Origin of the sequence: Thioalkalivibrio sp. ALMg3, assembly GCF_000381225.1 — a bacterium.
Taxonomy (GTDB): Bacteria; Pseudomonadota; Gammaproteobacteria; order Ectothiorhodospirales; family Ectothiorhodospiraceae; genus Thioalkalivibrio; species Thioalkalivibrio versutus.
This window is the reverse complement of the sequence record NZ_KB906228.1, coordinates 53,143-79,156: the sequence shown is the minus strand read 5'-3', so window position 1 is coordinate 79,156 and position 26,014 is coordinate 53,143. Positions and strand designations below refer to the sequence as shown.

The window sequence follows — 26,014 nt, the reverse complement described above, 5'->3', positions numbered from 1 at the left end:
ACGGGTGACGAAGCGCTTACTGGATAGACGATACGGGACCGACATGGCAACGCCCCCGCCAGGGTCAGCGCGACGCGGTGTCCGACACACGCATCAACGCACAACACGCGTTCGGCAAGCGCAGGAGGCCCGAATGGGAATATCGGCGCGGGCAGTGGCAAGGTCCAGGCGCTGCTTGATGATGGTGGCCTCCTCGTTGCGTCCGAGGCGCATCAGGCACTCGTGGTAGCCGTGCAGCGCCCAGACATTATCCAGATGCTGGTACGGCCGCGGTAGCGCGGGGTCAAAGCCGAGGTCCTCACGGTATAGCTGCGCTGCCGCCGCGACCTCGCCCTGTTCCAGAAGCAACGCGCCACAGGCGTGGCGAGTCGGCTGCATCCACCCCCAGGGTTCGTCAAAGGGAAGCCCATCGTCCTGCTTGATGGCCTGGCGCAGGAAGGCGAAGGCCTCGTCGTAGTTGGCCTTGCGGTACTCCAGCTCTCCGTTCAGCATCGCACGGGCGATCGCGAGAATATCGCGGCAGCGATTGTTGAACAGGTAGCGAGTGTCGGGCATGCATGCCGCGGCGGCCTCGAAGCGCACGCGCTGTTCCTCACCCTCCTCGATGCGACCGGTGGCGGCGTTGGCCACGCCCTTCGCGTAGTGGGTCAGCGCGGTGCTGAACGCATACAGCTCGGGGTCGGCAGGCAGCGGGGTGTCGATCAGTTCCTGCCAGCGCCCGAACCGCACCATTACGTGCAGGTGCATCGGCACGAAGGACTCCAGCCAGTCGGCCATTGGTGGCGATTCGATCCGCAGAAGGGCCTCCGGAATGGTGGCGCGCAACCCCTCCGCTGCCTCGCACGCGTCGGTATATCGGCCTTGGAACATCGCGCCGTACAGCTTGAAGTGGTAGTTGTGAGAGCGGTAAAGGGTGTAGAAATTGATGGCGCCTTCGCGCTCCAGATACTTGCTGTCGGCCGCGATTGCCTCATTGTTGATCCGCACCACGTTGTCGTACTGACCGCACAGCACGTCGATGTGCGAGGCCATGTGTTGGAGGTGGCCCGCGTCCGGCACCAACCCACGCAGCCGGTCGCAAACCCGCAGGGCGCGCTCCGGGTGCGGCGACATCTCCATCAGGTGTACGTAGTAGTGGAGGATGCCGGGGTGCCTGCGCGCCTCTTCGCGATAGAGCGCAGTCTCCAGCACCTCGGTGGCCTCGACCGTGCTGGCACCTTCCGCCGGGGCGTTGGCCTTCAGGTCCCACAACTGCCAGGGAGTGCGGTTCAGCAGGGCCTCGGCAAACAGGGCCACCACATCGAGGTCTTCGCCGTGTTCGCGGTACACCGCGCGCATGGCATCGGCGTAGTCGTCACTCCAGCGCTCGAGTGCGCCCACAGCTGGCGGCTCTGCCGTCTGGCAGCGTACCTGCAGCGCGTTGATCAGCGCCTGCTCCACCGGACTGCTGGTGGCAGCCTGCTGCGCCCGGGCCAGTGCCGTCGATCCGCGTGACAGGGAGTCTGCCAGCTCCGAATCGGCGAACGCCTCCCACGGCTTGTTGTAGTTCGGGCCAAGCGCCCAGGCGATGCCCCACCACGCCATCGCGCACTCGGGGTCATGCTCAATGGCCGTTTCGAAGCAACGGATGGCCTCCTCGTGGTTGAATCCATAGCCCCACAAGAGCCCGCGATTGAACCAGAGCCGAGCCTCCGGCGACGGTGAAGAAATACCCCGACGGTAGGGCCCAAGGTCGTAATAGCGTTTCATGATCCGCCTCCAACATCGTTCCGGATCATTACTTCAGATCATAGGCCGAAGAGACCCGAGCTGCTGCCGGTAGACGCCGGGCCGGAAGAAGGCGAATGCCACGGGTGGCTCCCGGATCGAATCTTGGCCGTTGCCTCTCCCTGCGCGACCGTAAGGAGACCAACTTCGTGGCACTTCGGCCGATTGCCACGACCTCTGCGAGGCCTCGCAATGACGTTGCCCTGGCGTTTCGGCACGTGGGGAGATGAGCGCCCTGCCCTCGCCATCCGGGGCTTGTTGGGCCATGCTCCATGCTGCGGGCAGATGAAGACGGGGCCCGTGTCGCGGCGCCGGGCAGGAGCCGTTACCTCGAACGACAAGGAGCATGCGCATGAACCTGGAGAAGGTGATCTTCGGCTTTTTCATCATCCTGGCGTTCACGCTGAACTTCGGGTTCTTTCTCGGCGAGATCGATGATCCGGCGCACCACAATGTGTACGAGCTGTTCGCAGCCATCGTGGTAAACGTCATCGCGACGGCCCTGAAGCTGGGGGACCGGACGCAGACCGGGGCGTTGCTGCTGGCCAGTTCGCTGGTCGCGGTGCTGCAGTTGATCGCGGCCGCGGCGGTATGGGCCTATGCGAGCCACGTGCATGCCGGGGGCATGGATGCGATGTTCATGGCCAGCATCGTCTCCCTGGCGGGCGGGGCCATGGTGGCCAACCTGATCTCCGTGCTGCTGCTGATCGCGGATACGGTGGCGCTGCGCCGCTGACGGCGGCCGCGAGCGCTACAGACACCACGAGCCGTGGGGCCCACGATCAACAAGGTGCTGTTCCTGTTCCTGCGGCGCATGCGGGCACCCCTGCTTGCGCTGACGGCGGCCTACGCGATCTCCGTTCTCGGCCTGGTGCTGATACCCGGCGTGGACGATCAGGGGGAGCCCTGGCGCATGGATTTCTTCCATGCGTTCTACTTCGTGACCTACATGGCCACCACCATCGGCTTCGGCGAGATCCCCCACGCCTTCACCGAGGCGCAGAGGATGTGGACGGTGTTTGCCGTTTACCTGTCGGTGGTGGCCTGGCTGTATGCGATCGGCAAGATCCTTGCACTGATCCAGGACCCGGCCTTCCGCCTGGCCGTCAGCCAGCATGCGTTCGACCGCACGATCCGCAAGCTGCAGCGACCGTTCCATATCGTGTGCGGTTATGGCGACACCGGGGCCCTGGTGGTGCGTTCCCTGCTCGGGCGCAATGGCTTTGCCGTGGTGATCGACCAGAACCCGGACCGCATCAACGAGCTGGTCCTGGAGGATTACCCGCTGCAGATCCCCGGTCTGTGCGCGGATGCCAGCATCGCCAATCGCCTGCTCGATGCCGGGCTCCTCAACCCACACTGCCAGGGTGTGGTGGCGCTGACCAGCGACGATGCGGTGAACCTGCGGATCGCCATTGCCGCCAAACTTCTCAACCCGGAGCGCCCCGTGATCTGCCGTGCCGAGAGCCACGACACAGAGAAGAACATGGCCTCGTTCGGGACTGACCAGATCATCAACCCGTTCGACATCTTCGGCCAGCGCCTCGCCCTCGCGCTGCATTCCCCCGCGCATCACCTGTTGCACGAGTGGCTTGGGAGTATCCCCGGGAGCCCGCTGCCGATGCCGATCGACCCGCCCTGCGGTCGCTGGATCCTGTGCGGCTTCGGGCGCTTCGGCAAGGCCGTGCATGCCGGGCTGATCCAGGAGGGCGTGGAGGTAACCCTGGTGGAAACGGACCCCGAGGGCGCGGACTGTCCGCCCGACTGCATCAAGGGCCGCGGCACCGAGGCGGACACCCTGCACGAGGCCGGCATCGAGAGCGCCTCCGGGATCGTGGCCGGAACCGGCCGCGACGACTACAACCTGTCCATCGTGATGACCGCGCGCGAGCTGAACCCGGAGCTGTTCATGGTCGGACGCCAGAACCGCGAGTGCGATTCGCTCCTGTTCGCGGCGGCCGACCTGCCGCTGGTGATGCGCCACGACCGGGTGATCGCCGAGGCGATCCTGGCCCATCTGACCTCGCCGCTCCTGCCGCGCTTCCTGGAACTGAGCCGCAACCAGACAACCGACTGGGCGAACGAGCGAGTCAGCTCCATCACGGCCGTGGTCGGCGACCGTGTGCCGGCCATCTGGACCGAGCAACTGGATGAGGGGACAGCCCCGGCCCTCCTTGCCCATCTGGAGCAGGAGCCGGTGACCCTGGGCCAGTTGCTACGCGCCGACCATCCCGTGCGCCAGCGACACGCCTGCATTGTGCTGCTACTACGGCGCGAAGCCGGAGGCGAGGATATCCTCGCGCCCGACGACAACACGCCCCTGCAACCCGGCGACCACCTGCTGTTCTGCGGCCGCTTCGCGAGCGCCCTCACGATCTCCCACACCCTGCGCGACCCCCACGCCCTGCGCTACCTGCTGACCGGCGAAGATACCCCCGAAGGCTGGATCTGCCGTGCCCTCCGCGCGGCCCGCAGACAACCGGCCTGAGGCACGCAAGGCAGACCCGCCAACACGCAAGTCCGTAAACGCGCATCGACAGAGGCAAACGATTGGGGACCGATACCGTTCCGCCCCCACACCCGGTCATCCCGGACACCGCAAAGCGGTGAGCCGGGACCTCCCCGCCCGGGCTCTTCAACCCGGAGATCCCGGCTCTGCGCTGCGCTCTGGCCTGGATGACGGGATGTGTTTTGTCACGAGTGACCGTGCCAGGTGTTGCCTTACCCCCAACGAAGCTAATCGGCGCCCAGGCCACGAGTGAAAAAGAGGTGGCCCCGCGGTTCCAGGCGTTGTTCGTGGCGGACCGAAGGCTCCCGGCATAATGCCCGCGCAGCAATCAGGAACGACCGCTGAACAAGGTAGACCGTCCGATGGCGACCGTGAAAAGTACCTGTTACGAGTGCGATGCCAACTGTGCCATCGACGTCACCCTGGACGCCGTCGGCGAGCCGGTCGCCATTGACGGCCCCGACTGCCCGCGCTGCTACGTCCAGCTCGACCGGCGCAACCATCCGGAGCGCTTGCTGTACCCGCTGCGGCGAACGGGCCCGCGCGGCAGCGGCCAGTTCGAGCGCATCTCCTGGGACGAGGCACTGGACACCATCGCCGAGCGCCTGCGCGCCACCCGCGAGGAACACGGGGCCCCGGCGGCGGCCTTCTTCGCCGGCTATACCAAGGAGGCCCGGCCGCAGCTCCAGCGCCTGGCACATGCCTTCGGCTCGCCCAACTACCTGACCGAGAGTGGCTGCTGCTTCTCCTCCACCAAGGTGGCGGAGGAGGTGACCTTCGGCACCAAGATCAAGACCTCCTCCACCGTCGCCTCGGATGCCACCCGCTGCCTGCTGGTGTGGTCCACCAACCCGCGCGGTTCCATCCCGCCGTTCCACCAGCACCCCCTGGCTGAGGCCCGCCCGGGCTGCGCGACCGTGGTGGTCGACCCGCGGGTGACCCCGCTGGCGGAGCAGGCCGAGGTGCACCTGCAGATCCGCCCGGGTACCGATGGCGCGCTGGCGCTGGGCATGCATTACCTGATCTTCGAAAACGGCTGGCAGGACCAGGCCTTCCTCGACGAATGGGGCAGCGGCGTGCAGGCCTTCCGCGACTACGTGGGCGAATTCCCGCCGGAGCGTGTCGCACAGATCTGCGGCATCGACGCGGCCGATCTGCGCCGCGCCGCCGAGCTCTATGCCGCCAACGCGCCGGCGCAGATCATGCTTTCGCCCACCGCCACCGTGCAGCATTCCAACGGCTTCCAGAACCACCGCGCGGTGATCCTGCTGGCCGCGGTGACCGGCAACATCGACCGCGAGGGCGGCAACCGCTTCTTCAACGACAAGGTCACACCCAGGCCCATCGACCTGTTCGACCACTGCAAGCAGAACCTCCCGCCGCGCATCGGCGACGAGACCTTTCCGGTGTGGACGGCCCACTGGCCGGCGGCACAGAGCATGCTGCTGCCGGATGCCATCCTCGAGGGGCAGCCACAGCCGGTCCGCGCCCTGCTGGCGATGGGCATCAACACCGCGATGTGGCCGAACTCCAGGCGCATGGAGCAGGCACTGGGCGCGCTGGATTTCTTCGCCGCCTCCGACTTCTTCCACAACCCGGCCACGCGCATGGCCGACATCGTGCTGCCGGCCGCCACCAGCCTGGAGCGGGCGGCGCTGATCGCCTACCCCGGCTGCAACTTCCGCGGCGAGCTGCGCTACCGCCACGCCGCCGTTGCCCCGCGCGGCGAGGCGCGCCCGGATGGCGAGGTGTTCCTGGAGCTGGGCGTGCGCCTGGGGATGGCAGAGCAGTTCTGGAACGGCGACCTGGAGGCCAGCTGGGCCGAGGCCGCCGAGGGCATACCGGAGACCATCCGCGAACAGGTCTATAACGACCCGGACGGCGTCACCGTGTTCGCCAGGGCACTGGACGACATGCTTGCGCAGGGCTTCGAGGAAGGCGACCGCCAGTACCGGATCGACGGGTTTCGCACGGTCAGCGGCAAGGTGGAGTTCGACGCCGCGGAACTGCGCGCGGCCGGGCACGACGGCCTGCCGGTCTACCGTGAACCGGCGGAGAGCCCGGTTTCCACGCCGGAGCTCGCCCGCGACTATCCGCTGGTGCTGACCAGCGGCGCCCGCCACAAGCACGCCACCCACTCGCAGCACCAGCAGCTGGAGCGCATGCGCCGGGCGATGCCGGAGCCGCTGGTGGAGTTGCACCCGATGGATGCCGCCGCGCGCGGGATCGTCAACGGCGACACGGTAGAGGTGCGCTCGCCACGTGGGCGCGTGGCGTTCGTGGCCAAGGTCACGGACCGCATCAAGCCCGGCGTGGCGCACTGCCAGCACGGCTGGAACCACGCCAACGTGAACGAGCTCACCGACGACCGCTCGCTGGACCCGATCAGCGGGTTTCCCGCGTTCAAGTCGCTACTGTGCGAAGTGGAGCGCCTGGCGGCGGGCCACGCAAAACGCCAAGCGGAGGCCGGGTAGTGCCGTTTGTCGGTGTCCTCCCCGAACGCGAGCATATCTTCCGGCCCGAGCCGTGCCGGGAGGTGGCCGTGTCCGACGCCGCCGCCTGGCGGCTCAATCCGGACCACCGGCCTGTCTATGACAAACTGCATCTGGCCCTGGATGCCGGACTGACCGCCGCGCCCTGCGGCGTGGCACCCACGGACCTCGGCATCGCGGCGGACGCCGAGGTGTTCGTCAAGCCGATCACCAACCTGGCCGGCATGGGGCTGAACGCACGCACCATGCCGGCCGGCGACGTGCCGGCAGAGCCCGGCAGCTTCTGGTGCCAGCGCCTGCAAGGTACCCACACCAGCACCGACTGCCTGGTGGAGAACGGCGCGGCCCGCTGGTTTGCCCACACCCGCGGTTCGGAGGCGAAGGACGCCGCCCGCCCGATCTACTGGGAGATCGGCGCCGCCGCGCCCGAGATCGAGCCCCGGATCACCGACTGGGTACGCCGCAACCTGGCCGGCTACAGCGGCCTCTGCAACATCGAACTGATCGGCGGCCGGCCGATCGAGGCCCACCTGCGCGGCTCCAACGGCTTCTTCGACTTCTACGGCCCGGAGTTCATTTCAGCCTGGGTCGCGCTGGCCGACGGCGAGGCGTTCACCCCGCCACCGCCCATCCCCGGCGGCTTCGTGATCTCGGTGTTCGGCGAGGCCGACCTGCGCGATGACGACTTCCGGGCCGCCGAGGCGGCCGGCGTGAACCTGCAGCCCGATCCCTCCACCCCGGGCCGCGCCGCCATCCTGCGCTGCCGTGACCGCGAGGCCGGCTTCGCCATCTACCGACGACTCACCGGGCACACGCTGTAGCCAAGGCGCACCGCTTCCGGGGCTGGCGCAATACCAGGATCAGGCGTGACAGGTCGAGACAGGGCAAAGGGTTGGGACCGTCCCCATTCCGCGCCCCCACCTGCGTCATCCCGGACACCGCAACGCGGTGAGCCGGGATCTCCGCCGCCTCTCCAGCCCGAAGATCCCGGCTCTGCGCTCCGGGCCGGCGAGGCTGGCGGCCACGCCGGGGCGTTGCCCGACGGCTCGCTCAGCGCACGGAGAGCCGCATGGTCATGGCGTGGGTTGCGCCCGCGGCAAGCGGGTAGGCGTCGTCGAGGGCGTTGGCGACTTCGACGCAGACCGTCTTGCGGTACTGGTCGTCGGGCATGTCCGCGAACGACTGGACACCTTCCGGGCCGGGGTTCCAGAGCACGCTGCTGGCGCTGTTCTCGCGTTCGATGACGATCTCGCGCGCGTTGTCCCGGTCCTCGATCACGAGTGTGCCCGGTTGGCCGACGAACACCTGCTCCATCGGGGTCGTCATGGCGACGTCGCCGGACTGCGTCCCGCGTTCACCGTCCGCCAGCTTGTCGATCCGCGTGGTCCCATCCAGCCCGCGCACCACCAGGCCCTCGGCCTCGCCCACGCCGAAGTAGGTGTGGAAGGCCTCCGACACGCGCCACTCGCGATCGCTGCGGTTCTCGCCCTCCAGCGTCATCTCCAGGGCCTCGCCCAGGGTGACGTGCAGGCGCAGCGAGAACTCCAGCGGCCAGGCCTTGCGGATGTCGTCGTCCGGGGTCAGCACGAACACGACGTGCGTGGCATCGCCGACCGATTCCACGGACTCGACATCCCAGAACGCATAGCGGGCGATCCCGTGGCCCTTCTTGTATTCGTCGCTCGGGTCGGGCCCCAGCGCGGCCGGATCGTACGGGCCGAACCATGGCCAGCAGACGGGGACCCCGCCGCGCACCGGTTTCTTGCCGTCGTACAACGCGGTATCGCTCACCCACAGCACGTCGGCACCACCCTTCGGGCGATAGCTCAGCAGCGTCGCGCCGAAGGTCGTCAGGGTCGCGCTGCCGTGCGCGTTCTCGATATCGACCATCACCAGCGCATCCTGCTGACGAAATCGCACTTCGGGATGCGGAAACTGTTCCGTGAGCGCTGCAACCGTCATCTGATCTCTCCTGTCCGACAAGGGCCGAAGCGTAGCAGACCCCGTGGCGCACCGAGTGCCTGCACGGGCGCCGGGATCAAGGGCGCCGGATCAGGTCGGGCCTTCTGCCCCGGCATTGCCACCGACCGGCGGCCAGCACGCTCCGACCGATTGCCACGGCCTCTGCGAGGCCTCGCAATGACGGGTGTGGGTACGGCTGTCAGGCGGGTAGCGGCAGCCGGCCCTGGTAGTGGAACTGGGTCAGGGGAAAGTCGTGCAGGGCGCCGTCGCGGGGCTTGAGGAAACGGACGTGGTCGGCGGTGAGCTGGCACAGCCAGGGATCCTGGCGCGTGGGTTTGTTGCGGGTAAACGGGCGCGCATTGAAGAGCCCGAGGTTCAGGCCGGCCTCGTGATCGCGGACGGACGGGTATTCGAACAGGTCGATGCCGGCCTCGCGCAGCGCGGCGCCCAGGGCCTGGGTGGCCTGATAGTCGGCGGGATGACGCAACAGGTCCGCGTGTTCAGCGAACGGGGGCTGATGGAGCTGCAAGCCATTGGGGCTCTGGTAGCGTGCGGCGAACAACGTGTGCTGGGTATCGAGCTTTCGCGGTGGCGGGGTCGCCATGCCATGCCAGAACACAAACCGGTAGTAGGCCGCCTCGGCGAGGACCGTGCGCTCGCGCAGGGCGCCGTAGAACAGGCTGGGCTCGTGGCGACGACCGAAGCGCGATCCGTGACGTAGCGGCGGATAGCGAAACGGCGTCGCCAGCAGGTAGTGCAGCCGTTCCGTACCCGGACGCCGGGGCGGCTTGGTGGCCTCCAGCATCTCTTCCAGAACGGCCTGGCGGTCGAGCGAGCTGACGATCTGGTTGGTGGCGACCTGCTCCTGGCTCTCGACCAGGCGCAGGACCTCCCCCCTCAGCGTGACACGCGGCGCCGCTTCGACCAGGGCATCCCAGTCCGGCATGTCAGGTTGCCCTCATAGCTTGCCGCGGATCGCGTCGAGATATTCCAGAACGCCCACCAAACCCTGAACCGTGCGGATCTGCTCGGCGGGCACCCCTCCGGTGTGGTGGTTGTGCGTCTGCATCCAGTGTTTCATCGCACCGACATCCCCGCCGGTGAGGACATAGAGCGCGCGATAGCAGCGAATCAGCAACAGCGCCAACTCACCCGGCTTGCTGGCCGGGTCGATGTTGCCCCGACTGATATCCGTGCGCCCGCGCCCGACCACCTCGCCCAGCTCCGCCTGGGTCAGGCCCAGCGCCTTGCCGGCATTGACCAGCGCCTCGCGCAGGACCTCGGAACGTTCCGGGGCCAGAAGCTCTGCAGTGCTCATGGCTCACCTCCAGACAAACAGCATTAAGCACATAATAGCACTCCATGTGCATGCTGCACATTCAAACCCTGCGCGACCTTTGGCCATCCGGCACCGCACGCGCCCATCGGTCCGGCCGCGCGAGACGCAACCGCGTGTTCGAGTGCTACGATCGGCGCGACGGATTCATTACGCCCTGACCCAGACTCATGCAGGTCGGGGCACCACCGGAGAGGACGCCATGCTGATCACGCTGCTGTTGATGATTGTGTTGCTGCTGGTGGCGGGCGCCTTGCTGATCTGGCAGGCGAGCATCATCTTCAGCCTGGAGATCGCGGACGGAACGCTACGGGTGCGGCGCGGCGACCCGCCGATGCACTTCGAACATGCGGCGCGGGATATCGTCCGCCGCTACGGCATCGAGAACGGCCGCCTGACGGCCGTTCGCACCGGCAAGGGTCTGCGCCTGCGCAGCTCGTCCTCCATCCCGAAGGAGGCGCACGGTGAACTGCAGGCCGCACTCCAGCGTGTAAAGGTGGGCCAGAAGCGCCGCAAGAAGCGCCGGTAACGCGACCGGGCCGGACCGACGCCACCGCAAAACGTGGCCGGCATCAGTCAGCGGCTGCTAGCAGACTGGCGTTGCCGCCAGCGGCGGTGGTGTCGATGCACAGGTGGCGCTCCACCACATAGCGCTCCGGCGCGATCAGGGCGGTCTCCAGTGCAATGATGGGCCCGTCGCGCAGTGCCAGCGCCTTGCGCAACTGGCGGGTCCACTCGCTGCTACCGACCGCGGCGACCGCTACCAAACCGTTGAGTACAGCCAGCGTTTCCGGCTCGACGACGCCGTCGATCCCCTGCAGCGGGACGTCGGCCTTTCGCAGCGCCCGCGCAGCGCGTTCGGCACCCGGGGCCACCATGACCACCGGACACCCCGCCCCCAGCGCCTGCACCGCCTGCGCCAGTGAAACCTCTGCACCCGGCCCCAGGCACAGCACCGGACCGCGGGGATAGAGACGCAGGCGATTACTCTCGCCGGTCGGCCCCGGCAGCGTCTGCGGACTCGTGTCGAGCGCCGCGGTCTCCGCCAGGGTCTGGCGCAACAGCCCCGCGCGCTCCGGCAGCGCCTTGCGCAGCACCTCCATCCGGTCGGTGCGCGCGGCCCAGTCACCGGCATCCAGCGCGTCCAGGGCCCGCTGCAGGACCGTGCGCGCGACGCCTTCGCCCCCCGGCTCCGGCGCGGCGGGTGCCTCCGCAGGTGTGCCGGGCCGGCGCCCGAAACGGGTCAGGTACAGCGGCCCGCCGGCCTTCGGGCCGGTGCCGGAGAGCCCCTCGCCGCCGAACGGCTGAGAGCCGACGATGGCACCGATCTGGTTGCGGTTCACGTACTGGTTGCCCACGCGCAGACGCTCGACCACCTGCTGCACGCGATCGTCAATGCGGGTATGCAGGCCGAAGGTCAGGCCGTAGCCGCGGGCATTGATGGCATCCACCACGGCGTCCAGGTCCCGCGCGCGAAAGCGCGCGACGTGCAGCACGGGGCCGAATACCTCGCGCTCCAGGGCCTCGATCCCCGGGAGCCGGACGATAGTGGGGGCGACAAAGCGTCCGGTCTCCGGCACCGGCAGCGACTTCACCAGCCGTCCCTGCTCCTCCTGCGCCTTCAGGTAGTCGCGGATATCCGCCTGTGCCTCGGCATCGATCACCGGCGAGACGTCGGTCGCCAGTTGCCAGGGATCGCCGATGGTCAGCGCGTCCATCGCGCCCTGCAGCATCTCCAGCAACCGGTCATGGGCCTCGTCCTGTACGTAGAGCATGCGCAGCGCGGAGCAGCGCTGCCCGGCGGACTGGAAGGCGGAGGCAAGGATGTCGCGCACCGCCTGTTCGGTCAGCGCGGAGCTGTCGACGATCATCGCGTTCAACCCGCCGGTCTCGGCGATCAGGACGGCGTCCGGCCCGGCGTTGTCCGCCAGGCTGCGATGGATCCGCTGCGCCACCTCGGTGGAGCCGGTGAAGCAGACCCCACTGATGCGCGGATCGGCGGTGAGCGGCCCGCCGACGGACGGGCCGTCACCCGGCAACAGCTGCAGGGCGGTCTCCGGCAGGCCGGCCTTGCGCATCAGCTCCACCGCGCGGGTGGCGATCAGCGGGGTCTGCTCGGCCGGCTTGGCCAGCACGGTATTGCCCATCGCCAGGGCCGCGGCGACCTGCCCGGTGAAGATCGCCAGCGGGAAGTTCCACGGGCTGATGCAAACGAACACCCCGCGCGGCTCCAGCTCCGCCTCCTGTTCCAGCCGTTCGGCCTCGCCGGCGTAGTAGCGCAGGAAGTCGACCGCCTCGCGCACCTCGGCGATGCCGTCCCATACGGTCTTGCCGGCCTCGCGGTTGGCCAGCGCGATCAGTTCGGGGGCGTGCGCCTCGTAACGCTCCGCGATGGCGCGCAGCAGGTCCGCCCGTGCCGCGACCGGGTGCGCCGACCAGTCGACAAACCCCATCAATGCGGCGCGCAGGGCGTGCTCGATCTCCGCCGCCGTGGTCTCGCGCACCTCCCCCACCAGGTTCTCGGGATCAGCGGGTGAAACCGCGGCGCGGGGTTCGCCCTGTGGCGCATGCCCCGCGGCCAGCATCGGCGCCGCCTGCCAGCGCGTCCGCGCGAAGGACTCGCGCGCCTCGAGCAGCGGCAGGATGGAGGCGGGCTCGTTAACGCAGTAGCCACGCGAGTTCTGCCGCTGCGGCTGGTAGAGATCGGCCGGGTCGCGGATGGCCGGGTTGGCGATGGTGTCGCCGAGGGCATCCAGCTCGGCGAGCGGGTCGCGGGCGATCTCCGCCGGCGCGATGGCGCTGTCCACCACCTGGTTGACGAAAGAGCTGTTGGCGCCGTTTTCCAGCAGGCGACGCACGAGATAAGCCAGCAGGTCACGATGCGCGCCCACCGGGGCGTAGATGCGGCAGCGGGTGCCGGCCGTTGCCTTGACGATGGCGTGCACCGACTCGCCCATGCCGTGCAGGCGCTGGAACTCGAAGCCGTCGCGATCGTCTCCGGCCATGGCCAACACCACCGCACAGGTATGCGCGTTGTGGGTGGCGAACTGTGGGTAGATGCGGTCGCGCCGGTCCAGCAGCATCTGCGCGCAGGCGATGTAGCTGACATCGGTATTCACCTTGCGCGTGAACACCGGGAAGTGTTCCACACCCCGTTCCTGCGCCAGCTTGATCTCGGTATCCCAGTAGGCGCCCTTGACCAGGCGCACCATGATCCGCCGCTCCAGGTGCTCCGCCAGCGCGTAAAGCGCCTCGATCACCGGCGCCGCGCGGCGGCCGTAGGCCTGCACGACCACGCCGAAGCCGTCCCAGCCGGCCAGTTCCGGATCCGCCAGCAGGGCCTCGATCACGTCCAGCGACAACTCCAGGCGATCCTGCTCCTCGGCGTCGATGTTGAAACCGATTCCGGCCCGCGCCGCCTGCCGTGCCAGTTCCCGCGCCCGCGGCACGAGTTCCGCCATCACCGTCGCGCGGTGGGTGTACTCGTAACGGGGATGCAGCGCGGAAAGCTTGACCGAGACGCCGGGACTGGAACGCACGTCGCCCTGCGCCTGCTTCGCGATCTCCGCGATAGCCGTGGCATAGGCCTCGTGATAGCGCCGGGCGTCGGCATCGGTACGCGCCGCCTCGCCGAGCATGTCGTAGGAATAGGTGTAGCCCTCGCGCTCCATCTCGCGCGCGTTGCGCATCCCCTGGGCAATCGTCTCGCCGAGCACGAACTGGCGCCCCAGCAGCTTCATCGACTGCGCCACGGCAGTACGCACCAGCGGCTCGCCGACCCGCCGGATCAGCTCGCGCAATGCGGCGGCCGGGCGCTGCGGGTCGTCGCTCAGCACCTTGCCGGTCAGCATCAGGGCCCAGGTGGAGGTATTCACCAGCGACGACGAGGAATGCCCGAGGTGGGCGCCCCAGTCGGAGGGCTCGATCTTGTCCTGGATCAGCTCGTCGATGGTCTCGGCGTCCGGCACCCGCAGCAGGGCCTCCGCCAGACACATCAGACCGACACCCTCCTCGGTGGACAGGCCGTACTCGGCGAGAAAGCTCTCCAGCATCGACGGCGATGTGTCGGCGCGCACCCGCTCGACGATGCGCGCGCCCTCGGCCGCGATACGGGCGCGGGCCTCGGCATCCAGCCGGATGGCGGCCCGCAGGTCGCGCAACACGGCCGCCTCGTCGGCCCCGTATGCCGCCCGGATGCGGGCACGATACGGGTCGAGGACAGTGTCCTGCTGGGATTCGGGCTGCTGCATCGGCCTGCTCCCGTGTAAAGGGGGTCCCTGTACCCGGCCCGGGCGCCTTCGGTCACCTTACCCGGTGAAAGCGCAGGCCCGGGCGCAGGGCATCACAGGTGACCGGTCTTCACGTAGATCAGCGTCTCCTCCTCCACCCAGGGGTCGTGCTGACTCGAATGCGGGCTGCGGATCCACGTGCCGGCGGGATAGCGCCCGTGCTCGTCGATGAATTCGCCGGACAGCACCAGGATCTCCTCCCCGCCCCAGTGCCGGTGGGGCTGGAAATGCTCCCCCGCCGGCCAGTGCACCAGTGCGGTGTGTTCGGCACCGAAGCTGTGCAGATGCAGGACGCGCAAGCCGCCGATGCCCGGCTGGAAGGGCGCCGAGTGGGTATCCACCACCACCTTCTCGCGGTCCTCGGGCGCGAACTGCTCCAGCTTCACGAACAGCGTGCAGCCGGGATCCGAGTGCGGCGTGTGGCGGGAACCCGGCGGATTGCGCAGGTAGGTGCCGGCGGGATAGTCACCGGTTTCGTCGGAGAACACGCCGTCCAGTACCAGGATCTCCTCGCCCAGCGCATGCGTGTGCGGCGGGAAGCGGGCTCCGGGCTGGAACTGCACGATGCTGGTGGCGCGGCCCGCTTCCGCCTGCTCGCGTTCCAGCGGCTTGCGCACCACGCCGTCGGCACGGCTGCCGCTCCAGGGCTGCGCCGCCGTCTCCACGACCACCGGCCGGTTCAGATCCAGGTTCAGGGCTCCCGTCATGCGCGCTCCGACCGTCTTTTCAATCGAACACAGCCCCGGCCGGTTAGTTCCTTTCCGGCAAGGGCACGGGCGTTCAGTGGTGGTGACCTTCGTGGCCGTGATGCTCAGGCCCCGGACGATCTTCCGCCTCGCCGTGATAACCGCGGGCCTGCCGATAGCGCGCCTTCTGCTCGTCGCTGAGCAATGCGTCCATCTTCAGGTGGTAGGACAGGTGCAGGTGGCGCAGGCGACCGCGCAGCTCGCCGATCTCGACCGTGAGCGTCTCGATGGTCTCGCTGGAGATCCCGCCCTCCGCAAAGCGCGCGTCCAGTTCCCTTTCACCCTCCACGATGCGCCGGCCCAGTTCGCGCGCCTGCTCCCGCATGGTCTCGAACAGCCGCTCGGTCTCGCGGTGTTGTTCGGCCGTCAAGTTCAGTTCCTCGGCCACCTCCAGCACATGCAGCGGGCCCGGGTAGCCGTGCAGCTCGGCCGGCAGCGCCATCCCCATGCCGCGCCCTTCCAGGAGGTCTTCGGTCTCCTGCGCGGAGAGTGCCTTGATCTCGCGCTCCTGCAACCCGGAATACGGATTGGCCGCGGCCGATGCGGACATCACCAGCGCAAGGCTCGCGCCCATCAACCCCGAAAAAGCGATAACACGATGCATGCAGGAATCCCCTGGCAAGAAATGGCGTCTGGATTGTAGCGCCCAGACCAATCACGGGACACCGAACCGCTCACGGACGTCTAGACTCCGGATCGATACTCATAAAAAGGCAAAAGGACGCGACATGCTGATTATCGGATTGATTGTGGTCGTCGCCGCGCTGGTGTTCGCCACCGCGAAACTGCGCGTACATCCGTTCCTCGCCCTGCTGATCGCCGCCTTCGCGATGGCACTCATCGGCGGTATCGCGCCGCGCGAGGCGATCAGTGTCATCAACGACGGTTTCGGCAGCACCCTGGGCTACATCGGCATCGTGATCGCCCTGGGCACGATCATCGGGGTCATCCTCGACCGCACCGGAGCGGCCGTGGTGATGGCGGAGGCGATCATCCGCACGCTGTCCGACCGCTTCCCCACCCTGACGGTCTCGATCATCGGCTACATCGTATCCATCCCGGTGTTCTGCGACTCCGGCTACGTCATCCTGAACTCGCTGAAGAACGCGCTGGCCAAGACCGCCGGCATCTCGGTGGTGGCCATGAGTGTCGCGCTGGCGACCGGGCTGTTCGCCACGCACAACTTCGTGCCGCCCACCCCCGGCCCGATTGCGGCCGCCAGCAACATCGGCATCGCCGATGCCCTGGGCCTGGTGATCCTGGTGGGGCTGTTCGTCTCCGCTGTCGCGGCCGCGGTGGGCTGGCTGTGGGCCAGCCGCTACGCGCATGCCAATGACGAAGAGCTGCTGGAACCGGACCCGATCAGCGAGGCCACCGGGCAGGAGGTCGAGAGGGAAGAGATCAAGCTGGAGCACCGCCCGACGACCCTGGGCGCGTTCATGCCGATCCTGGCGCCGATCGTGCTGATCTCCATCGGCTCCGTCGCCTTGCTGGCCACCCGCGACACCGAGGCCGGGATATTCGCCAACGCACTGATCTTCCTCGGCACCCCGGTCGTGGCGCTGGCCATCGGCGTGATCTTCGCGCTACTGCTGATCAAGGGCGCCGGCATCAAGGACCGCTTCCACCAGATGACGGTCGACGCCATCCTGCTGGCGGCCCCGATCATCCTGATCACCGGGGCCGGGGGCGCGTTTGGCAACGTGCTGCGCGAGACGCCGATCGGCGACCAGCTGGGTGACCTGCTGAGCGGTCTGGGCCTGGGCCTGCTGGTGCCGTTCCTGATCGCGGCGGCGCTGAAGTCCGCCCAGGGCTCGTCCACCGTGGCCCTGGTCACCGCCTCCAGCATGATCGCGCCGATGCTGGCCTCGCTGGGGCTGGATTCGACCATGGGCATGGTCCTGGCCGTGATGGCGGTGGGTGCCGGTGCGATGACCGTCTCGCACGCCAACGACAGCTTCTTCTGGGTGGTCACCCAGTTCAGCCGCATGAAGGTGTCCACCGCGTACAAGGTGTTCACCACCGCCACGCTGCTACAGGGCATCAGCGCGATGATCACCATCTACATCCTGGGCCTGATCTTTGTCTGAACGACTGCGGGTCGTCGTTTGCCCGGACAGCTACAAGGGCAGCCTGGAGGCCGAGGACGTGGCCGCCGCCATGGCCCGCGGGGTGCACGCCGCCCGACCGGATGCCCGGGTACGCTCCCTGCCCATGGCGGATGGCGGCGAGGGGACGGCGCGGCTGGTCAGCCACACCCTTGGCTGGGCCTGGCACCTGTCGGATGTGACCGGCCCCACCGGCGCCCACCTGAGCGCTGGCTGGGGCTGCGATCACCGCGAGCAGCGGGCCGTGATCGATGTCGCCTCCGCCTGCGGGCTGGACCGGATCCCCGACGACCGGCACGACCCCTGGCAGCTCCATAGCTTCGGCGTCGGCGAGCTAATGCGGGCGGCCCTGGACGCCGGCGCCGAACACCTGATGATCGGCCTCGGCGGCAGCGGCACGGTGGATGGCGGCGCGGGCATGCTGGCCGCCCTGGGCGTGTGCTTCCTGGATGCCGAGGGACACGCGCTTGCGCCCCACCCGGCGGGCCTGGCCGATCTCGCGCGGGTCGACTTCGACGCACTGGACCCGCGCCTGGGCCGCATCGACATCACCGTGCTGAACGATGTCGACAACCCGCTGACCGGGCCGCATGGCGCGGCGGCGGTATTCGGCCCGCAAAAAGGCCTGAAGGCGGCCGACATCCCGGCGATGGATGGGCACATGGAGCACCTGGCCCGTTGCATTGATGCCGCCGGGCACCTCCATCGTCCCACCGACACCCCGGGCGCCGGCGCCGCCGGCGGACTGGGCTTCGCACTGGACTGCGTCCTCGGCGGTAGCGCGCGCATGGGCGCGGGCTACCTGGCCGAACTGATCGGGCTGGATGCCGCGATCCGCGAGGCCGACCTGGTCATCACCGGCGAGGGCCAGCTGGACGGCCAGACCTCGCACGGCAAGGTGGTAGCAGAAGTCGTGCGCCGCGCCCGGGAACTGCAGGTCCCCGTGGTGGCGATCGCCGGCTCCATCGCCTGCGACGAGGCCGAGATCGCCGACTTCGGCCTGAGCGACGCCCGCGCCCTGTGCGACGGCAGCATCACCCTGGACCAGGCCCTGGCCCGCCCCGCACACTACATCGCCGAGCGCACCCGTGCCCTGATCGAGGCGGCCGAACCGGGTGTCCGACCGTGAATCAGCGGAATGCTCCCGCCTGAAAGGAACGTGTTCGGTTGATCCGGGTCCGATTCGCGGCACGGAGCGATACGAACCCAAAGGAAGACCCCATGACCGAGCTGGATGACGCACTTTTTCGCCCCTACCGCCTGGGCCCGCTGGAGCTGCCGAACCGGGTGCTGATGTCCCCGCTGACGCGCTCGCGCGCCGGGCAGCCAGGCGACGTGCCCACTGATCTGAACGCCGAGTACTACGCGCAGCGTGCCGGTGCCGGCCTGATCATCAGCGAGGCGACGCAGGTCTCGCCGCAGGGCAAGGGGTATGCGTTCACCCCGGGCATCCACTCGCAGGAGCAGGTGGACGGATGGCGCAAGGTCACCGAGGCCGTGCATGGCGCCGGGGGACGCATCCAGGCGCAGCTGTGGCACGTCGGCCGCATCTCGCGCCCGGAGCTACAACCCGACGGTCAGAAGCCAGTCGCCCCTTCCGCGATCCAGCCGGAGGGCGCCTATACCTTCATCAGTGCCGAATCCGGCATGGTTGAAGTACTGGAGCCGCGCGCGCTGGAACTCGACGAGCTGCCGGGCATCGTGGAGCAGTATCGCCAGGGCGCGCAGAATGCCAAGGCGGCGGGTTTCGACGGGGTGCAGATCCACGCCGCCAACGGCTACCTGCTGGACCAGTTCATCCGCAGTGGCAGCAACCACCGCACCGACGCCTACGGGGGCTCGGTGGAGAACCGCATCCGTCTGCCGCTGGAGGTGGTGCGCGCGGTGATCGAGATCTGGGGGCCGGAGCGCGTGGGCATCCGCGTGAGCCCGACCGGCAGTTTCAACGGCATGCACGATGATGATCCGCTGGCGACCTACAGCGCCTTCGCCGAGGCCCTGGACGCCACCGGCATCGCCTACATCGAGGTGGTGGAGGACTCCTTCCAGGGCAACCACGAAACCGGCCGCCCGGAATCCATCATCGACGCCATCCGCTCGCGCTTCAGCCGGACCTACATCGGCAACGGCGCCTACAGCGCCGACGAGGCCCGCGAACGCATCGCTGCCGGCCGCTGTGACCTGGTCACCTTCGGCCGCCCGTTCATCGCCAACCCGGACCTGCCCGAGCGCTTCCGCCAGGGCGCCCCGCTCAACGAGTGGGACGAAGCCACCTTCTACGGCGGCGACGAACACGGCTACACCGACTACCCGGCGATGTCCGGCTGAAACTGGCCCCCAGCGCGCCGTTTGCGCAACCCATGCACGCGTGGCGTCTTGCCCTCGTCCGGGTCCCGGCGTAGATTGCGGCGCGATGCGCACTGCCAACCGTCATACGTGGCTGCACGCCCTGCTGGTCCTGAGCCTGGTGCTGTCCGTGCCCCTGCTGCAGGGGGCGGGGCTGCACCTGCACGTGGGCGACGCGCACGACGCATCGCCGCATGCGGCGCACGATTCCGGGCACGCCCACCATCACGACGAGTCGGCCGAGGTCGACCTGACTCCGCAGGCCACTGGCAAGCCGGTAACCGTTATCGATCTGCCCGGCGCGGCGCTGCCAACAACGGCCGGCGACCGGTCCGTGGCGACCCCGCGCGCACCTCCTCGCATCGCGGACCTTACCCACCCCCTTCGCGCATCCCCTCCCTGGCTCGCACCACCCCTGCGCGGGCCGCCCGCCTGACCCATTGATTCGAACGTAGCGCGCTGACGCCTCCCCGGGGGCGCAGCCTGGATTGTCATCAATGGGGAGTGCTTCCCATGCCGTATTCGGTTTTTGCCTGGTCGGTCGCTGGACTGATCGGACTGCTTTGCATACCCGCTGCGCTCGCGGACACGGGACGCTGGACCCTGGACCGGGCGGTCACTCACGGATTGTCCGTGGCCCCCGAGGCCGAGGCCTTCGAACACCGCATTGACGCCCAGCGCGGCGCGCGGGATCAGGCGGGGCGCTGGCCCAACCCGACACTGGAGGCCGAGGCATCGGACCGCATGGGGCTGGAAGACCAGCGCGGCGGTTACGCGCTGAGCGCGATTGCCGTCACCCAGCCGCTCCCGCTATGGGGGCAGATCGGACATCGGCGTGATGCCGCCGCCGCCCGACTCGCCGCGACCGAGGGGCAGGCCCACGCCGAGCGCCTGGAGCTGGAAGGCTACATCGGCGCGGCATTTCATGCCTGGCAACAGGCGGAGACGGCGCTTGAACGGGCGCGCGAGCGTCTGGACGAGGCCCAGCGCCTGGAGCGCATTGCCCGACTGCGACAGGAACGCGGCGACCTGTCCGAGCGCGAGCGTCTGCGCATCGACCTGTTCCGCTCCGAGGCCGTGCGCCAGCTGGAGGCCGCCGAGGGCGAGCGGACCGAGGCCCGCGCCACCCTGGCCGCCTGGCTCGACCGGCGCCCCACCGAGCTGGGCACCGCCCCCGCCTTCGACGACCCGCCCCCGGCACCCGCCAGGATCGAACCACAGACGGTAGTGGACCAGCACCCCGCCCTGCGGGCCGCGTCCGAACAGCAACAGGCCGCGCAATTGGAGATTGCCCGCGCACGTGCCGAAGGGCGCCCGGATATCGGCATCCGGCTGTTTCAGGAGCGCGACGTGATCGACGGCCGCCGGGAGACCTCCACCGGCGTGGCGCTGCAGCTCGAGCTGCCGCTATGGGACCGCAACCAGGGACGCGTCCGCGAATCCGTGGCGGACCATTACACGCGCCAGACCGAGGTCCGGGCCCTGCGCCGCGACCTGACCCGACAGGTCGAGGTCGGCCGCGTGCACCTGGCGCACCTGCTGGACGAACTCGATCGCCACCGCAACCAGACGCTGGCGCCCGCCCGGCGGGTACGCGACCTGACCTACCGAGGCTACGAGAGCGGCGAAGCCTCTTTGCTGGAAGTGCTCGAGGCCTACAACACCCATTTCAACGCGATCGAGCAGGAACAGGATCTGCTCGCCCAGAGTTGGGCGGAGTGGCGCGAACTGCGCATCGCAGCGGGGCTCGGCCTCGTGGAGGACACCCGATGACACACCCGATGACACACCCGATCACCCACCGGATCGCACGTCTCGTCACCCTGCTGGTCCTGGGCTTGGCGACCGGCCCCATCCTGGCCGAGGACCTCGAGATCACCCACTGGGATGCGGGACTGGAATGGTTCGTGGAGGCCGGGCCCCTGGAGCCCGGGGCCTCGGAGACCTTCCTGGTCCACGCCACCTGGCTGGACGACTTCCGTCCAGTCACCACCGGGGAACTGACCCTGCAGATGCATAACCGCTACGGGGAGGTATTCAGCGAAGCCACTGCCCATCTCGACCGCGAGGGCATCTTCGCCGTCACCCTGCAACTGCCGGAAGCCGGGCGCTATTACCTGACCGGCGTGCACGAAGATGCCGACGGCCTCCGCGAAAGCACCCTTGGGCAGGTGACGGTCCCCGGCGGGCACCGCCATGACCACCAGGATGACCATGCGCACCCCGGCGACGAGGGGCACGCCCACGACGAGGATGACCACGGGCACGCGCACGACGACGAGGGACACGCACACGATGCCGACGACACCATTACCTTCCTCAAGGAGACGCAGTGGCGTATGCGGTTTGCCACGGCCCCAGCCCGTTACGAGCCGTTCGCCGAACGCATCGAGGTCCCCGGGACGATCCGCGAGGTACCCAGCCAACGCACCCGACTGGTCGCACCAGCCGATGGGATCATTACGGCGGACGGGGACTGGCCGGCGCCCGGGCGCGAGGTGCACGCTGGCGACAGCCTGATGCGCCTGGCGGTGTTGCCGGACAGCGGCACCTCCAGCGGCCTGGCCCTGGAACTCGCCCGGGCACAGGAACGCCTGACCGCGGCCGAGGCCGACCTGGAACGTCTGACGGGTCTTGCCGAGGAGGGCGTGATCGCCGACAGCCGGGTAGTGGAAGCCCGTCGCGAGCGCAACACCGCGCGGGCCGAGCTGGACGACGCCCGCGATCGCCAGGAACGGCTCGACGGCAGCGCCGTTTCCGGGACGCTTGCCCTGCGCGCCCCGGCTGGCGGCCGGGTGGAATCCCTGGATATCAGCCCCGGGGAGATCGTACAGGCCGGCCAACGCCTGGCCAGCCTGCTGGACGGCGAACATCTGTGGCTGGTGGCGCACCTCTATCCGGCGGATCTTGCGCGGGTCACGTCGCTGGCCGATCCAGCCGTGCGCCAACCGGGCAGTCGCGAGTGGCGGGCCGTCGGGGGTGAACCGGTGTGGGAAGGCGGGGCCTTCGATGGCCCGGGGCAAACGCTTCCGGTCGCCTTCGCCCTGGAAGCCGCAGACGCCCGGTACCGTCCCGGCATGCCGGTGACGATCTCGCTCGCGGCCGGGACGCCCCGCCATCGCGTCACGCTCCCGGTCGGGGCGTTGATCGACGACGACGGTGTGCCGATCGTAATCGTGCAAACCGGGGGCGAATCGTTCGAACGACGCCCGGTCCATACCGGGGCCCGCTCCGCCGGACGAGTGGAGATCCTCTCCGGCATCGAGGCGGATGAGCGCGTGGTGACCCGGGGCGCCTATGCGGTCCTGCTGGCGGGCCGGGATTCCGATGGGATTGGCCACGGCCACGCGCACTAAGGGGACGGCGACATGCTGGATCGACTGATTCGATGGTCCCTCGCCAACCGTCTGCTGGTGATGGCCGGGGCCCTGGGCATCCTGCTGCTGGGGGCCTGGCAGGCAAGCCAGGCCCCCATCGACGTGTTCCCCGATCTGACCGCGCCCACCGTGACCGTGATGACCGAGGCTCCCGGCCTGGCCGCGGAGGAGGTGGAACAACAGGTCAGCTACCTGATCGAGTCCGCGGTGAGCGGCGCGGCCGGGGTGCGCCGTGTGCGATCGCAGTCCGTGGCCGGATTCTCGCTGGTGTGGGTGGAGTTCGAGTGGGGCGAGGCGATCTACCAGGCCCGGCAGGTGGTCAACGAACGCCTGGGCCGCGTGCAAACGCAACTGCCCGCAGGGGTCGCCGCCCCGCAGCTGGGGCCGATCAGTTCGGTCATGGGCGAGATCGCCTATCTGGGCGTACGCGACGAGGCGCGCGAGGACGGCATGCGCGCCCGCGAGGTCGCGGACTGGGTAGTGGCGCGCCAGCTGGAGGCCATCCCCGGTGTGGCCCAGGTGACCACCCTGGGCGGCCAGGTCCGCCAGTACCAGGTGCAGGTATCCCCCGAGCGCCTCGCGGCGTTCAACCTGAATCTCGTGGAGGTCCGCGACGCTGTGGAGCAGGCCAGCCGCAATGCGGGCGGCGACCGGCTGAGCGACGGCGGGCAGGACTACCTGATCCGTTTTCTCGGTCGCGCCGAACGCCTGGATGAGATCGAGCAGGCCGTGGTCGCCGTACGCGACGACATGCCGATCCTGGTGCGACATGTCGCGGAGGTCGCGATGGGTCCGGGCATCCCGGTCGGTGATGGCGGCGTGAATGGGCACCCCGGCGTGGTCGTGGCCGTCTCCAAGCAACCGGATGCCGACACCCTCGAACTGACCCGGTCGATCAACGAAACACTTGCGCGGCTGGAAGCGGGGCTGCCAAAGGGCATCACCCTCGAACCCAACCTGTTCCGTCAGGCCGATTTCATCCAGACGGCCGTGTCCAACGTCGCCGAGGCCCTGCGCGACGGCGCGATCTTCGTGGTGCTGATCCTGCTGGTGTTCCTGCTGAGCGTACGGATCACGCTGATCTCGGTCCTCGCCATTCCATTGTCGCTGACCATCGCCCTGCTGGCCCTGCAGGCACTGGGCATCACGATCAACACCATGACCCTGGGGGGCATGACCATCGCCATCGGCGCGCTGGTCGACGACGCCATCATCTTCGTGGAGAACATCTATCGCCGCCTGCGCGAGAATGGCGGCGACCGCGATCCCGCCAGCCTGGACGAGACCGTGCGCCAGGCCTGCTCGGAGATGCGCTATCCGGTGGTCTTCTCCACCGTCATCATCATGCTGGTGTTCGCCCCGCTGTTCTTCCTGAGCGGGGTAGAGGGTCGCCTGTTGCAGCCGCTGGGGGTGGCCTACCTGATCGCGATCGCCGCATCGCTGATGGTGGCCCTGACCGTGACGCCGGTGCTCGCCCGCTGGCTGCTGCCCGCGATCGCGCGCCGCAATGCCGGGCGCGAACCGCCGGTGGCCGCCCTGCTGCAACGCGGCTACCGCCCGCTGCTGCGCGCCACGCTCCGTTTCCGGCGCAGCATCCTCGCGCTCTCCACCATCCTCGCCGTGGCCACGCTGGCGGCCACGCTGCTGCTGGGGCGATCGTTCCTGCCCGACTTCAACGAGGGCAGCCTGACCATCGAGATGGCCACGCCGCCCGGAACCAGCCTGGAAACCTCGGCGGAGATGGCCGGCCAGGTCGAGCGCTGGCTGTTGGAGCAGGATGCGATCCTGTCCGCCGCCCGCCGCACCGGACGTGCCGAGGGGGCCGAGCATACCCAACCACCCCACCTCAGCGAACTGGATGTCCGTCTGGGCCCTCTGTCGCAGGGGAAGGAGGCGTTCCTCGAAGAGCTGCGCGCGGGACTGGCCGCCTTCCCCGGGCAGTTCAACATCGGCCAGCCGATCTCGCACCGCATCGACCATATGCTCACCGGCGTGCGCGCAAACCTGTCGGTGAAGGTCTTCGGCCCCGGGCTGGGCGAGTTGCAACGCCTGGCGAAGCAGGTCGAGGCGACCCTGGACGGGATCGACGGCATCGTCGACCTGGCGGTCGAGCCCGTCGCGGCGGTTCCCCAGGTCCGGCTGCATGCCGACCGCACCGCCCTCGCCCGCTACGGCCTGACCGTGGCGGACGCCGCCGAGACCGTCGAGACCGCCTGGCGTGGCGCGCGCGTCGCGCAGATCTTCGAGGGCGAACGACGCTTCGACCTGGTCGTGCGCCTGCCGGCGGAACAGCGGGTGATCGACGGCCTGGCGGACATCCCGATCCGCACGCCGACCGGACACCACATCCGTCTGGGTGAGGTCGCCGAACCCCGGATCGAACGCGGCCCCAACCAGATCAACCGGGAGAATGCCGAACGCCGCCTGGTGGTCAGTGCGAACGTGGCGGGCCGCGACCTGCATGGCGCCGCCCGCGAGGTTCGCACCGCCATCGACGAGCGGGTGGCGCTGCCCGAGGGGTATCGCGTGGAGCTGGGCGGCCAGTTCGAGGCCGAGGCACAGGCCACCCGGACCATCGCCATCGTATCCGCCGGCGTCCTGGTCGCCATGCTGCTGGTGCTGCAGCTGGCCCTGCGCTCGCTGACCCTGGTGCTGCTGGTGATGGTCAACATCCCGCTGGCCCTGATCGGCGGGGTGATCGCGGTGTTCGCGATGGGCGGCGTGATGACCATCGCGGCCCTGGTCGGCTTCATCACCCTGTTCGGCATCGCCGTGCGCAACGGGCTGCTGCTGATCAGCCGCTATCAGAGCCTGGCGGCCGAAGGCGTGCCGCTGGACGAGGCCGTGGAACGCGGGGCGCTGGAGCGGCTGACCCCGATCCTGATGACCGCGCTGACCGCCGCGCTGGCGCTGATCCCGCTGGCCCTGGGCCTGGGCGAGACCGGCACCGAGATCCAGGCCCCGATGGCCATCGTAATCCTCGGCGGCCTGCTCAGCTCCACCGCCCTCAACATGCTGGTGCTGCCTGCCCTGTACCACTGGCTGCGCTCGCGCCCGTCGGCGCGGGCCTGACGCCGTTTCG

General features: G+C 68.8%; 19 protein-coding genes. 12 read left to right on the top strand and 7 right to left on the bottom strand.

Going from position 1 to position 26,014, the window contains the following annotated elements:
- Positions 1-93: 93 nt before the first annotated feature.
- Positions 94-1,749, bottom strand: a complete 1,656-nt coding sequence (locus tag F622_RS0110385; RefSeq protein ID WP_231365748.1) for a tetratricopeptide repeat protein — start codon at positions 1,747-1,749, stop codon at positions 94-96.
- A gap of 370 nt (positions 1,750-2,119) precedes the next feature.
- On the opposite strand from F622_RS0110385, the gene F622_RS0110380 reads away from it, so the two are divergent.
- From F622_RS0110380 to F622_RS0110365, 4 genes are all read left to right on the top strand, one after another.
- Complete coding sequence (locus tag F622_RS0110380) at positions 2,120-2,503, top strand: DUF6394 family protein (protein WP_018146378.1); 384 nt, start codon at positions 2,120-2,122, stop codon at positions 2,501-2,503.
- A 33-nt stretch (positions 2,504-2,536) separates the two neighbouring features.
- The gene (locus F622_RS0110375) at positions 2,537-4,255 is read left to right on the top strand and encodes a TrkA family potassium uptake protein (protein WP_018650488.1); all 1,719 of its coding nucleotides are present in this window, start codon (positions 2,537-2,539) and stop codon (positions 4,253-4,255) included.
- 383 nt (positions 4,256-4,638) lie between these two features.
- Positions 4,639-6,750, top strand: a complete 2,112-nt coding sequence (locus tag F622_RS0110370) for a molybdopterin-dependent oxidoreductase (protein WP_019571890.1) — start codon at positions 4,639-4,641, stop codon at positions 6,748-6,750.
- Positions 6,750-7,589, top strand: coding sequence for a hypothetical protein (locus F622_RS0110365; protein ID WP_019571889.1), 840 nt, complete (start codon positions 6,750-6,752; stop codon positions 7,587-7,589). The genes F622_RS0110370 and F622_RS0110365 overlap by 1 nt, the downstream gene beginning before the upstream one ends.
- Positions 7,590-7,818: 229 nt before the next feature.
- Here F622_RS0110365 and F622_RS0110360 read toward each other — a convergent pair whose 3' ends face one another.
- The 3 genes from F622_RS0110360 to F622_RS0110350 all read right to left on the bottom strand — a co-directional run bounded on the left by F622_RS0110360 (position 7,819) and on the right by F622_RS0110350 (position 10,048).
- Entirely contained in the window at positions 7,819-8,730 is a 912-nt protein-coding gene (locus tag F622_RS0110360; RefSeq protein ID WP_018168041.1) for a D-hexose-6-phosphate mutarotase, read from the bottom strand.
- 199 nt (positions 8,731-8,929) lie between these two features.
- Positions 8,930-9,676: an RES family NAD+ phosphorylase gene (locus F622_RS0110355; RefSeq protein ID WP_019571888.1), complete on the bottom strand. Its 747-nt coding sequence runs from the start codon at positions 9,674-9,676 to the stop codon at positions 8,930-8,932.
- 12 nt (positions 9,677-9,688) lie between these two features.
- The gene (locus F622_RS0110350) at positions 9,689-10,048 is read right to left on the bottom strand and encodes an MbcA/ParS/Xre antitoxin family protein (RefSeq protein ID WP_018938814.1); all 360 of its coding nucleotides are present in this window, start codon (positions 10,046-10,048) and stop codon (positions 9,689-9,691) included.
- 220 nt (positions 10,049-10,268) lie between these two features.
- Here F622_RS0110350 and F622_RS0110345 point away from each other — a divergent pair, with 220 nt between their 5' ends.
- Positions 10,269-10,595, top strand: a complete 327-nt coding sequence (locus F622_RS0110345) for a DUF3634 family protein (protein ID WP_019571887.1) — start codon at positions 10,269-10,271, stop codon at positions 10,593-10,595.
- A gap of 43 nt (positions 10,596-10,638) precedes the next feature.
- Here F622_RS0110345 and putA read toward each other — a convergent pair whose 3' ends face one another.
- From putA to F622_RS0110330, 3 genes are all read right to left on the bottom strand, one after another.
- On the bottom strand, positions 10,639-14,316 hold the full coding sequence (putA, locus tag F622_RS0110340; RefSeq protein WP_019571886.1) for a bifunctional proline dehydrogenase/L-glutamate gamma-semialdehyde dehydrogenase PutA: 3,678 nt from the start codon (positions 14,314-14,316) through the stop codon (positions 10,639-10,641).
- A 92-nt stretch (positions 14,317-14,408) separates the two neighbouring features.
- The gene (locus F622_RS0110335) at positions 14,409-15,062 is read right to left on the bottom strand and encodes a cupin domain-containing protein (RefSeq protein ID WP_018176558.1); all 654 of its coding nucleotides are present in this window, start codon (positions 15,060-15,062) and stop codon (positions 14,409-14,411) included.
- A gap of 73 nt (positions 15,063-15,135) precedes the next feature.
- Entirely contained in the window at positions 15,136-15,705 is a 570-nt protein-coding gene (locus F622_RS0110330) for a Spy/CpxP family protein refolding chaperone (protein WP_018176559.1), read from the bottom strand.
- A gap of 124 nt (positions 15,706-15,829) precedes the next feature.
- Here F622_RS0110330 and F622_RS0110325 point away from each other — a divergent pair, with 124 nt between their 5' ends.
- The 7 genes from F622_RS0110325 (at position 15,830) to F622_RS0110295 (ending at position 26,004) form a co-directional block, all read left to right on the top strand.
- Positions 15,830-17,191, top strand: coding sequence for a GntP family permease (locus F622_RS0110325; RefSeq protein WP_019571885.1), 1,362 nt, complete (start codon positions 15,830-15,832; stop codon positions 17,189-17,191).
- A 4-nt stretch (positions 17,192-17,195) separates the two neighbouring features.
- On the top strand, positions 17,196-18,338 hold the full coding sequence (locus F622_RS0110320) for a glycerate kinase (RefSeq protein WP_081620989.1): 1,143 nt from the start codon (positions 17,196-17,198) through the stop codon (positions 18,336-18,338).
- A 92-nt stretch (positions 18,339-18,430) separates the two neighbouring features.
- Positions 18,431-19,537, top strand: a complete 1,107-nt coding sequence (locus tag F622_RS0110315; protein ID WP_019571883.1) for an alkene reductase — start codon at positions 18,431-18,433, stop codon at positions 19,535-19,537.
- A gap of 85 nt (positions 19,538-19,622) precedes the next feature.
- Positions 19,623-19,991 (top strand): hypothetical protein, encoded by a 369-nt coding sequence (locus tag F622_RS0110310; RefSeq protein ID WP_018650492.1) that lies wholly within the window; start codon positions 19,623-19,625, stop codon positions 19,989-19,991.
- Between the two features lie 77 nt (positions 19,992-20,068).
- Positions 20,069-21,328 (top strand): TolC family protein, encoded by a 1,260-nt coding sequence (locus F622_RS0110305; RefSeq protein ID WP_038096341.1) that lies wholly within the window; start codon positions 20,069-20,071, stop codon positions 21,326-21,328.
- Positions 21,329-21,336: 8 nt separating this feature from the next.
- Positions 21,337-22,911 carry an efflux RND transporter periplasmic adaptor subunit gene (locus tag F622_RS0110300; protein WP_026313089.1) on the top strand — a complete coding sequence of 525 codons (1,575 nt, stop codon included), beginning with the start codon at positions 21,337-21,339 and terminating at the stop codon, positions 22,909-22,911.
- Between the two features lie 12 nt (positions 22,912-22,923).
- Entirely contained in the window at positions 22,924-26,004 is a 3,081-nt protein-coding gene (locus F622_RS0110295) for an efflux RND transporter permease subunit (RefSeq protein ID WP_018650495.1), read from the top strand.
- Positions 26,005-26,014: the final 10 nt, after the last annotated feature.